This is a genomic window from Desulfovibrio sp. OH1186_COT-070 (genome assembly GCF_003860215.1).
Taxonomy (GTDB): Bacteria; Desulfobacterota; Desulfovibrionia; order Desulfovibrionales; family Desulfovibrionaceae; genus Desulfovibrio.
On sequence record NZ_RQYH01000009.1, the window covers coordinates 68410 to 79983 of the forward strand.

Below are 11574 nucleotides of genomic sequence, written 5' to 3' on the forward strand. Positions count from 1 at the left end.
ATATGCGGGGCCGGCGGTGGGTCAGAAGGTGTATTTGAAGCCCAGATAGAACTGGCGTCCCATGGCGTATGTGCCCTGGCTCGTTCTGGTATTGCCGATATTGGAAAGGTTTCTCCTGTCGAGGAGATTCAAGGCTTCAAGCTCAAGTGTCAGCGTATGATCCTTGTACTTGAGAGCGTCAACGCTCAGTTTTGCGTCGATGTTCAGGGTGTCGGGCTGGTGCGCCGTTTCATATGCGTTCAACAGCCTACCCGAAGGCCCCCGCACCGTTGTGTTGGGCACGGTAAACATCCTCTCGCCGCCCTGCTCCCAGCGCAACTGCCCCATGAGGCGGATGCGGTCTTCCCAGAACGATGCCTGGTGCATGTAGGTAATGACCCAGGGCGCATTGAAGTTGTTGGCTTTCATGGCAGATTTTGCGGTCAGCGCGCCGTTGAGCAGTATATAATCGGGATCCCGTGAGGTCGCAGTCAGAGGGTTCCCGTCGCTGTCGTCAAAGGAGTTGTCGGTCCAGTCCAGATAAGTTCCGGTGGTCTCGGAATAGGTGGCGGAAAGCGCGCAATTGTGCTTGCCCCATGTGCCCAAATCAAAATCCCGTTCCAGCAGGTAGGTAAGACCCCAGTAGTCTGTTTCACCGGCATTGCTGTAACGGTACCTGCTCACGGTGGAGCCGGGTTCCCTGTACATTCGGCCCATGATCTGGTCGCGGTATTCTCTGGTGACGAATGTTGCCTTGAAAAGCGTGTCCCACAGATTTGCCGAAGCGCCGAGGGAATATTCGTCCGTATAGGGCGTCTTCAGGTTGCCGAGGCTGTAGGTATTGTCCGAAGCAGAGCCAATCTTGTTCCAGGGAGCTGCCCAGTTTCCCCGTGTGTAGCGGTCAAAGCCGTTCTTGGTGGCGCGCAGGGCGCGCTCCATGAGCTGTGTGCCGTAATAGCGGCTGTAGCCGCCGAAAATATTGAAGCGCTGGTCATTCAGAATATCCACGTTGGCAAAAAGACGGGGAGCTATATCAGTGTTTTTCGTCAGCGAATCATAGGAAAGGCGCACACCGGGGCGCAGGGTCAGGCGTTCCAGTTTGATGGTGTCCTGCAGCCAGGCGGCAAAGGTGAAAGCGTTTTCGCTTCTTTCTCCGGCAGGTTTGATATTTTTGCGTCTGGTCCATTGCTCCCCGGTGATGACGCCGTCTTCCCGGGAGCCCACCGCAGCGGCGCTGACGACAGGGTTTGCAAACGCGGTGTGGCCACTGTCTTCGCTCGCAAAAAATATCCTTTTCATGTCAATGCCGGTTTCAAACTGGTTTGAAAACCAGAGCGGCCCGAACGCCTTGAAATCAAAGCTGCTCAGCCATGCGTATGTCTTCTGGGACATTTTGTAGTCGCCGAGTCCCCCTTCGTTGGCGGTGGTGGCGTTGTTGGCCCAGGACTGGGTGGAGGCCGTCACGCGCCACTGGTACATGGTTTTTTTGTCGTTGAGGCGTTCCAGATGATAGTCGTTGTAGGAAAAATCATTGCTCCAGCGGCCTATCGGCGTATCGTAATGGGTGTTCAGCAGCAGACTGAGCCCGCCTCCTTCCACAGAATATTCGCCGCCGTCGCGCAGGGTGGAGTTGTAGAGCGTTGCCTTGTAGGGCGCGTAAATGCCCGTCAGGCTCGCGTACAAAGGGCTGTCAGGGGGCGTTGTCAGTTTGAGCATGAAGTTCTGGTTTTGCCGCAGTTCCGTCACGTCAAGATTGCCCGCATTGACCTTCTGCGGGATGACCGAATTGATGTTTTTGTAGGCAAGCAGGATGCGTGGGCCGTTCGTCCAGAAAGGCCCTTCCAGTTGTCCTGACCAGTAATGCTTGTAAAATTCCGGCTGCTTGTTGTTGCCGACAGTTGGTTTTTTCTCGCGGTCAGTGCTTGTGTAGTGGATGTTGGTCAGTTCGCTGGACGTATGGCGAAAGCCGAACATGCCGTGCCAGCGGTCTGCGGCGGCATCGCGCAGCCTGGCATCAATAACACCTCCCGTAAAATCGCCGTAGCGGGCCGGGATGTTTTCGGTATGCACCTTGACGCTCTCAAGCAGGTCCGTATCAAGGATAAGGCTTTGCGAGTCACCCTGGGGAGTCTGGCCGTTATCGGTATGCGTGTATCCGCCGGGATTCAGGCGGTTGTTGTTGCTCATGCCGTTGATGATGAAATTGTTCTCATAGTGTTTGGCGCCCCGTATGGAAATTTTGGGAGGAGTGATTTCTCCCCCGAGCGTACCTGCGCGCGATCCGGAATCGTACTGAATATCCGATCTGCCGCGGAAGAGGTCTGTGACGGTGCCCGTGGCGCTCGGCGTCGCATTGATGGTTTTGCGGTCCACGACAAACTCGCCGGGGCGTTGTCCCGTAACGCGCACTCCTTCAAGCTGATGCACCTTCCCGCCACTCACTCTGTCAGGTGTTGCAAGGGCTTCTTCCACAGGATCGCTTTTCTTCTCTCTCTCTCTCTCTTCTGCTTTTGTTCCCGCTGGTGGGGAATCCGCTATATCGTCCGGTGCCGCTGCGGCGGGCCGGAGCGTAAACCCGATGGTTCCTGAAACCAGCAGCGCTATCAAAAAAAATTGCAATTTCTTTTTCATTTCAAGCTCCTTGTTCAGCGTGAAGTATTACAGGGCTGTTTCATCTACGGCCTTGCCGGAAATCTGCGGACATATTTTTGCGCATCGGCTGTGCAGCGGTGCGACCATATGCCTGATCACCTGTGTGTCCCGGAGCATGTGCCTGTGCCGCACTGGCGATCTGCACATGAAAGAGGGCCGAAAACCACAAGCAGTATCAGGGCCGGCAGACCGAAAAACAACGTGAGCAACAGTTCCGGCCAGCACTGCCGCAGCGTCTGTCCCTGCCGCCGCCGTACCGTACCTGCCAGTGCAAGAGCAAGCAGGATTCCGCAAGCGGCCCAGTCCTTGCGTACCGGCCCTTGAACCAGAAAGCGGGCATGGGGCAAATAGGGCGTAAACTGCGTAATGGTCACAGGGCACAGGAAAGAGAGCCATTTTTGCTGCATGCGCAGGTGTTCCGCATTGCCTGCGGATGCTACTTCCATGCTGCGCACTGTTTTTTTCTCCGCATCAAGGGCTGTCAGGATGATGGGCAACATGGGGAGCGGGCCGAGCGGGCGTACACTGATACTTGCATCTACAGGCGTAAAAAAGGCGGAAACAGAATCATGGGCGTAATCATATGCTACTGGCAGCCGGTGCGGGGCTTTGCCGCGTTCAAGAACATACAGGCCATCGTCAGCAGCCAGGAGGCCCGTAACAGGCGAACTGCGGCTTTCGTTCACAAAAAACTGCCGAGCTCCAATAACGGGGGCGTCGTCCAGTCTGTGGCACACAGGCTTGCCCTTGCGCATCAGCAACTGAAAAACGCGGCCTTCGGCATCGGCCAGAAAAAGCCCTTCGTCGATATTTTTATAGGGGGAGGGGTTGCCGCCGCAGGCGCGCAAGGGAAAAACCACACCGGCCTCGTGCATGGCCTGCGTAAACATCTGGCTCTTGGCAGCATTGAGGCTGCCGCTGGCGCAGTCCACAAAGCGCACTCCCCTGTCATCAAGCAGGAGAACGTCTGGCGGCAGAGCAAAAGCAGATGTTTCGGGCGAGCTTTCCTGCAATATATGTACACGTGCAGGCGGCAAAACCGTTATGCGCGGGGTGACGCGCAATAGCTTCACTGCCTGTGCGTCAGTGTAGCTGAAGGTTCTTCCGCCTGCTTCAAGAGGAAATCCCTGCCATTTTTCCACATCCCGCGAGTATAAAAAAGGCAGGGACAGGCGGGCTTCGCGCAGCGGCAGGCGTGTGCCATTTTCATCGGTATAGCGGTATACGTTTGGCCCGGATTCGAGCAGCACAAATTCACCGCGCAGGCTGCTGTAATAGCCGTTTGTCTGTATCCAGTCCGCCTTTGTGACGCGGTTGAACAGCATGGGAACAAACCACAGAAGCACGATCAGGCCCAAAAAAAACGGCACAAAGCGCAAGGGATACAGGCGCATCAATTCCCTTCCTTTACACGCAGGGCCGCAACGCACGGGGCAAACAGCCACGGCAGGCAAGCCAGCGCATACAGGCAGAGGCTGTCCTGCAGGGGGGCATAGCCGCGTCCGCCTGTGAGTAGTGAAATATAGCCGATTCCCACAAGAACATAGGCAGTTTTGCGCAGATATGCCGGATCGGCAATGCTTGCCGCCACAGCGCACCATGTGCTCAGGGCAGCCAAAGCCCACGGCATGACAGTAGCAAGCATGGGGCCGGAAATTTCCTGTGGCAGGCCAAAAAAATGGTTGATGCCACAGAAAATTGCTGCGGTTCCGCTCATCAGGACCAGCATGAAGGTTATGCCGGTGGAAATCGTGATGCCCAGCGCCCAGAGTGTATTGACCGGGAGGTGAAACAGCAGGCGCAGGCGTCTGTCGTGACATTCGGGCAGCATCTGCACTGCGGCCATCCAAGCGGCCGAGGCGAGGAAGGCCCATTTCAGCGAGGTGAAATAAATGGTTTTTTTGACAATAAGGCCGTTCCATGTGTCCACAGCGCCGTGCATGGCCAGTACACCTCTGAAGGTCAGCCAATAATCGAGCAGGGCCGCCGCGCACAAAAAGACGGGCAACCACCAGAAGTGGCGCAGTTTTATTTTTTCTTTGTGCAACAATGCCCTGAGCATGTCAGTATCTCCCTGTCAGTCCCACGAAGGCGTCTTCCAGGGTCATGCTCACCGGTTCAAGGCCTCCGGCAGGGACGGGAATGCCCCTGTCTGCAAGGTAGGCAGCAATCACATCCCTGCTTTCGCGGCTGAAAAGCATGAGCCTGTCCGCTCCATATTCAATGCGGAAAATCGGACCATCGCCGTTTTGCAGGCTTTTCCCTGCTTCGGAGACGGGCAGGTCGTAGCGCGTAAAGGAACGCATAAAGTCGGTATGGCGGGCGTTTTCAAGCACCACTCCTTTTTGGATGATAACCAGGGAATCCAGAAGATTTTCCAGTTCCTGCACCACATGGGAAGTAAGGAGCACTGTGGTGCCGTTGCGCTGCACATGATCGCGCAGAAAATCCAGAAAAAGCCGCCTGTAGCCGACATCCAGCCCTAAAGAATAATCGTCAAGAATGATAAGATCGGCGTGCTGCGCAAGCATGAGGCCCAGTGTGACCTGCGAGCGTTGTCCGCAGGACAGTCGGCTGATGCGCCTGTTTTTCGGAACACCCATGCGCTCTATGATATTGTGAAAAACGCGGCTTTCCCAGCGGGGGTAAAAAGGTGCGTAAAAATGTTCCACCTCTGCGATGGTCATAAAGGTATACTGCACAAAGCCTTCATGCAGCAGGGCAATGCGCGCCCTGACCTGTGGAGGGAGAGCATGGCTCGGATGCTCAAAAATTGTGCAACTGCCGGAATCCGGCATCAAAAATCCCATGAGTATGTTGATGCTCGTGCTTTTTCCTGCGCCGTTCTTGCCCAGCAGGCCTGTGATTTCACCGCGCCGCACGTCAAAATCAAGGCCGTGCAGAACCTCAACGCCGTTGTAGCTGTGGCGCACATTCCGGCAACTGATAACTGTATCCGTCATTTTTCGTTCTTCTCGCGGGAGCCCGCGGCCGTTACACTCCAGGTGGCGGCGGGAGCTTTAAGCAGTTCTTTCAGTGCCGCGGTAACGTCTGCGGGTGTCAGCGTTCCGAGCATGGTTTCATCGGAAAAATTCCAGTCCAGATACGGAAGACCCGTCATGACCTGCGCATCAAGCATGCGCTGCCAGTAGCGCGCATTTGTACGGTTGGCCCGCAGGTGTGTGATCATGGGCTTGCGCAGGCGATCAAGCTCTTCCGCTTCCACCTGCCGAGGTGCGAGATTCTTTAGATAATCGGTCACAATCTGCCTGTGCGCGCGGGCAGCGCTTACGTCTGCCTCCAGCAGGGCAAAGTTGTTTTCGCGCGGCAGCGGGCGGTAAATCACTGAGGGGCTGTAGCTCACGCCGAGTCTTTCGCGCAGATCTCGCCGCAAGTCATCGCGCAAAACAGATGCCGCCATCTGTCGTGCGAGCAGCGTCTTGCGCCCGTCTTCCGGCGACCAGTCCAGACGCCATGCCCGCCTGACAAAAGACTGATCCACTGTGTCGGGGACTTCACTGCTGACTTCTTTTCCCGCGGGAAAGTTCAACGGAGCCGGTGTGTGCGCCGGAGAGAGCTGCGGCGTGAAAGCGGCGAAGTAGCGTTGGGCCAGTTCCAGGGTTTTTGCCTGGTCTATATCACCACCGATGACGAGGTGCATCGGGCCTGCCCTGCGGCTTTTGCGCAAAAAATCGCGTAAGGCGTCAAGGGAGCATTGCCGGGCCGCATCCGTTTCAAGCGAGAGAAAGTGCGTGGCATTGCCGTAAAAAAAGGCTCTTCCTTCCACACGCGACAAAGCTTCAACCGTTTCGCGGCGTGTACGTTCGGAGGCGGCGAGGGTGCGGATGGTTTTTTGCAGGGCCTTCTTGTCAATATGAGGGTCGGAAAACTGCGTCCATACGGCTTGCATCAATCCCTCAAGCTGGTCGGCATCGCCGGAGATGCTGATGCCCGCATGGTACGGACCGTGCATTTCTTTTACCGTTCCGCCAAGGCTGCTGGTCAGCCTTTGTGTAGCATCGCGCTCAAGGGCTCCCAGACCACTTTCGGCGAGTACGGCTGAAGCCGTGCGTGCAAGCAGGGCATCGGTGTCGCTTTGCGGCAGGTATCCACGCCCGAAAAACAGATGGACCCACGCCCGGTTCGGCTCAAATGCCAGAGGCATCATGTGTACGCGCAGATGCGGAGTTATGTCGGCCTCGTAGACGATGATTTCCTTTTCGCTGCCGGTGGGGACAATGTGCCTGGCAACGGCAGGCTCCGGATATGTTGCCTGCGGCGGCAACGGAAGATAGGGGAATTTTTTTTCGTCCGCCAATGTCGGCATCGTTTCTGTGCCCGCAGCCGCAATCCCCTCACGCCAGACCCGTGCGATCTCGTCACGCTCAGGTGGGTTTGTGCTGCCGACAGCCACAAAAATATCGTCCGCGCGCAGCATTTCCGCAGCGGCGCTGTTTACGACAGAGGGTGTCACCAGCGGGCGTTGCTCCCGAAACATCTCCAGATCAAAAGCCTTGGACGTGCAGACCGTATCCGCGTTGACGGTACTTACAAATTCATCGGCCACTTCGGCGTTGTTTTTTCCCATGCGCTGTTTTCTGGAACGTTTGAGATCATTCTCAATCATCGCAAGCGCATAAGAAATTTCCTGACTGCTGAATCCGGCGGATGCGGCACGCGCCGTTTCGCGTGCGAGTGCCGCAAGTGCCTTGTGCCAGCCGCCGGAAGAAGTGCTTGCAACCATACTCACAGAGGGTTGCAAACCTTCCCGGCGAGCCATGAAGCGCGCGCTGTTCCAGAGAGAATCCCGCTGGTCACGGGCGAGCAGGCGTTGCCGCATGCACTGGGCAACAACCCTGTCAAGAAGGAGGTTGCGCCTCCATTCGCGGGAATCATGCGCGTGGTGGCGATCAAAGCGCATGATCACGGCAATGTCCTCACCGCTGATGTCGCGTTTTTCAGCCTCAGCCACAAGCCCGCCGGGCGTGATCCTTCCCCATGAGTCGGGAAAGGGCAGAGGGCCTGGATTGCTCACGGACTGGAAGGATCGGCTCACAAGCGGGATTATTTGCTCCGGTGTGACATCCCCCACGGCCACCACGACCATCCGCTCCGGATGATACCATTTGCGATAAAAGTGCCGCAATTTTTCCGGCGAAGCAGTTTTGATGCTTTCTTCAGTACCGATGGTCTGATTGACAAAGGCTGTCCCGGCATACAGGACGGCGGTCCGCATGCGGCGGTTGCGCATGGTTTCACTGTCACGTGCATTTTTTTCTGCAAGAATGACGCCTTTTTCCTTTTCAACTTCTAGAGGATCAAATGTGATCCCGTCGGCGAAATCACGGAGGACAGTCAGCCCCATTACAAGAGAAGCTTCTTTTGTGTCGGCAAGATGGAGCTTGTAGACTGTTTCAAGGCGGGAGGTGTGCGCGTTGGTGTCTCCGCCGAAACTCATGCCATGTTGCTGGAAAAAATGGATCAGCGTGCCCGGCGCGAAATTGCGGGAGCCGTTGAAAGCCATATGCTCCACAAAATGGGCATAGCCGGACTCATCGGGATTTTCCATGAGCGAACCGGCCTGCACGTTGAGATAGATGGAAACACGGCCTTTGGGGTGCGCGTTCGGAATCACTGCGTAGCGGACTCCGTTGTCCAGACGGCCAAAAATAATGGCGCTGTCCGGCGGTATATCCGTCCCGTGTTGCTCGTGAGCCCATTTGCCGTTATACCATGCGGCCTCCTGTGGCTGCGCTGCGCCGCAAAAGGAAAAAAATACAAGCAGTGTCAGGCAGGCAGGCGAAAAGATATGCCGGATAGGGTGCACGATAGCCTCGCATTCAGAAGGTCACAAGAAGCAGGGTTTAGCGCAAGCCTACAGGCCGGTGCACGCTGAACGCTCAAGCGTGCATACTCTCGATGCAGTTCCGCTGCGTGGCCTTGTGGACGCCGTTTGTACCGGGCGGCTGCGCTGCATGCGGCCGGGCATTCATTGCCTGCCGCAGGTGCAAAATGGGTGGGCTATGCGCGACACGATATTTAAAAAAAAGAAAACCAAAGTCAATGCCAACGCGCATGGAGGCAGAGGCGGAAGCATAGCCGCCGTGCTGTGCCCAAATAGCATTGGGGCATTGTTGTTCGCTGCCGGAATGCGCGGGAGTGCTCGCGTACCGATGTTGTCAGATTGACAAAAGTTCCGCGCTTCGCAGAGTTTGTGCCGTCAAGCCGCTTTGCGGCTTGACGGCAGGATTCGGAGATCCAGGCGTACGTTCAAAGGAGAAAATTATCTTCTTTCGCTACAGGTCGCGGTTTTCGATTCCTCCCTGTCCCCCGTATCCTCCGCTTTCTGTGTGGCCGTGGATCGGGCCATAGTTCTGGCTGTGGTCCGGCAGGCCATGCCCGGTGAGGGGCAGCAGCAGATAACTGGTGACCAGCGTCACATTGGGCGTTTTCTGGGCGGTTTCGATGGCCAGATGGCGCTCGCTGTCATCCTTGACCACGCCCAGCAGAACCACGCGGCCGGAATTGACCTCCGTGTCAACGCGGCTTGACGAAAGCCCTTTTGTGCCGATGAGGCGGGCGCGCAAGCTGGCGGCCAGGGAAATGTCGCCTGTTTCGCTTGTGGCGGGTTCAAACCAGTGGGCCGTGACCGAGCGCGGCTTGTAGCGGCGGGCGATGGTCAGGGCTTTTTCCTGCATGTCGGGGGGAATCTGGCCTACCAGAAAGACCTGGCTGTAATAGCTGTAGACGGCCACCGCCCAACCGCCCGAAAAACTTTCGTTGATCAGGGCAGTCTTGATTTTTGCGGACAGTTTTCGGTCGGCGGTAATCGTGTCCATGAGCCGCTGGTCATCATACAGGCCGTAGCCGCCGTAGGCGCACCCGTTCAGGGCCATTGCCGACAGCAGAAGCAGAAGAAGGGCCAGACGCTGCATAGCATTCTCCACGGTTGGATTGTGTACGGAAAAACTCCCGGCAAAACTCATTCCCGTTCGCGCCGGATGCGCGCGCCCACGGCGTTGAGCTTGCTTTCGATGCGTTCGTAACCGCGATCCAGATGGTAGATGCGGCGAACTTCTGTGGTGCCCCTGGCAGCCAGCCCGGCCAGCACCAGAGATGCGCTGGCCCGCAGGTCAGAAGCCATGACCGGCGCTCCGGTCAGCTTCTGCACGCCCCGGATCATGGCCGTGTAGCCGGAAACCCTGATGCGCGCGCCCATGCGGTTCAGTTCCTGAACGTGCATGTAGCGGTTTTCAAAAATGCTTTCCTCCACCACTCCGGCCCCGTCGGCCAGGCACATGAGGGCCATGATCTGGGCCTGCATGTCTGTGGGAAAGCCCGGATAGGGCTGGGTGGTCACGTCAGTGGCGTGTAGGGTGGCGCCGCGGCGCGCCAGCGTGCCCTCGGGTGTCTGGCTGATTTCCATGCCCATGCTGCGCAGCTTGAGGATAACGGCTTCCAGTTCCTCGAAAGGGCAGTGCCGCAGGAGCAGTTCTCCGCCAGTGATGCCTGCGGCCACAAGAAAGGTTCCCGCTTCGATGCGGTCCGGCATGACGGCGTATTCCCCGCCGTGCAGGGTCGGTACGCCCCTGATGCGGATGGAGGGGGTTCCGTGTCCTTCGATCTGTGCTCCGCAGGCGCGCAAAAAGTTGGCCAGATCAACGACTTCCGGCTCCCGGGCGGCATTTTCCAGAACGGTTTCGCCTTCGGCCAGTGCCGCGGCCATGAGCAGATTTTCCGTTCCGCCCACCGTGGGCATATCCAGAATGATATGCGCGCCCTTCAGGCGGCGGCAGCGGCCCAGAATATAGCCTTCTTCCAGTTGAAAGCTCGCGCCCATGCGCTCCAGCCCCTTCAGATGCTGGTCCACCGGCCGGGCGCCGATGGCGCAGCCGCCGGGCAGGGCCACGCGGGCGCGGCCAATGCGGGCCAGCAGGGGGCCGAGGCAGAGCACCGAGGCGCGCATGGTACGCACCAGATCATAGGGGGCTTCGGGCAGCAGATCGCCGGGGCGCGCTTCCACGCGGCCGTTCTGGTAGTCGCAGGCGCACCCCAGCAGGTTGAGCAGCTTCAGCGTGGTATGGATGTCCCGCAGGTCGGGCACGTTGGAAATGCTCACAGGCCCGTCCAGAAGAATGGAGGCAAAAAGAATGGGCAGTGCCGCGTTTTTTGCGCCGCTGACCTCAATGACTCCAGTAAGGGGAACGCCGCCTTCGATAACCAGTTTGTCCATACCGCCCCCGGAAGTGGATGCTGTTGCAAAAAATTCTCTCCGCAACGGGAGATTGCCCGTGCCCTGCGCCACAAAAGCAAGAGTAGAGGTTTTTCTTGAAAAAATCCAGAGAATGGGGAGCCCCCCCTCGGGCGCGGAGCGATGCCCACCCATGCAGGATTTTGCGTCCGATGCAAAGATGGGGAGCCCCCCCTCGGGCGCGGAGCGATGCTGCGCCCTGCCAAGTCAGAAAAACGTTGCAGGGTGCGGTATTGGTGGCTTTTCCCGCAGGGCGGAGCGGCGTGGAGCAAAAAAGTCTTGCAAAAAAGCTCTGTCCTGCGTACACAGAAATTTCTGTGGCGGAAGTAGCTCAGTTGGCAGAGCACCTGGTTGTGGCCCAGGTGGCCGTGGGTTCAAATCCCATCTTTCGCCCCACACATTTGAAAAAACCCGCAGCGCTCTCTGTCTGCGGGTTTTTTTGTCTCCGCGCGGCCCGTTGGTAGGGGTGTCCAGCATGACAGCCAGCATGCGGTGGGACACGATTCGTTTTTTTTCGCAAAAAAGCGATTGACATGAGGGGTGGGGTTGGTTCATAAGGAGATTTCGCGCTGTGAACTTTTGTGAGGCAAAAATTTTTGCCTGAAGAAAAAAAGAAGTTGACAGGTTCGGCGAAAGGGCGCATAAGCACCCTTCGCGCCGGGAGCGCGGGGGCGAAGGCCCTGGTTGTTCAT

General features: G+C 57.4%; 7 protein-coding genes and 1 tRNA gene. 1 reads left to right on the forward strand and 7 read right to left on the reverse strand.

All coding sequences use genetic code 11. The annotated features are described in order from the left end of the window. Positions 1–21 precede the first annotated feature (21 nt). From EII23_RS05125 to murA, 7 genes are all read right to left on the reverse strand, one after another. Positions 22–2610: a TonB-dependent siderophore receptor gene (locus tag EII23_RS05125; RefSeq protein WP_124792315.1), complete on the reverse strand. Its 2589-nt coding sequence runs from the start codon at positions 2608–2610 to the stop codon at positions 22–24. 116 nt (positions 2611–2726) lie between these two features. Beyond that, positions 2727–4025: a DUF4857 domain-containing protein gene (locus EII23_RS05130; RefSeq protein ID WP_185702300.1), complete on the reverse strand. Its 1299-nt coding sequence runs from the start codon at positions 4023–4025 to the stop codon at positions 2727–2729. Continuing rightward, positions 4025–4693, reverse strand: coding sequence for a hypothetical protein (locus EII23_RS12890; protein WP_185702301.1), 669 nt, complete (start codon positions 4691–4693; stop codon positions 4025–4027). The genes EII23_RS05130 and EII23_RS12890 overlap by 1 nt, the downstream gene beginning before the upstream one ends. A gap of 1 nt (position 4694) precedes the next feature. Then, positions 4695–5594 carry an ABC transporter ATP-binding protein gene (locus tag EII23_RS05135; RefSeq protein ID WP_124792317.1) on the reverse strand — a complete coding sequence of 300 codons (900 nt, stop codon included), beginning with the start codon at positions 5592–5594 and terminating at the stop codon, positions 4695–4697. Beyond that, positions 5591–8266 carry a M16 family metallopeptidase gene (locus tag EII23_RS05140; protein ID WP_124792318.1) on the reverse strand — a complete coding sequence of 892 codons (2676 nt, stop codon included), beginning with the start codon at positions 8264–8266 and terminating at the stop codon, positions 5591–5593. Before EII23_RS05140 ends, EII23_RS05135 begins: the two co-directional genes overlap by 4 nt. Before the next feature lie 661 nt (positions 8267–8927). Then, positions 8928–9566 carry a BON domain-containing protein gene (locus tag EII23_RS05145; RefSeq protein ID WP_124792319.1) on the reverse strand — a complete coding sequence of 213 codons (639 nt, stop codon included), beginning with the start codon at positions 9564–9566 and terminating at the stop codon, positions 8928–8930. 47 nt (positions 9567–9613) lie between these two features. Next, complete coding sequence (gene murA, locus EII23_RS05150) at positions 9614–10864, reverse strand: UDP-N-acetylglucosamine 1-carboxyvinyltransferase (protein WP_124792320.1); 1251 nt, start codon at positions 10862–10864, stop codon at positions 9614–9616. A gap of 338 nt (positions 10865–11202) precedes the next feature. On the opposite strand from murA, the gene EII23_RS05155 reads away from it, so the two are divergent. Next, positions 11203–11278, forward strand: a tRNA-His gene (locus EII23_RS05155). Positions 11279–11574 lie beyond the last annotated feature (296 nt).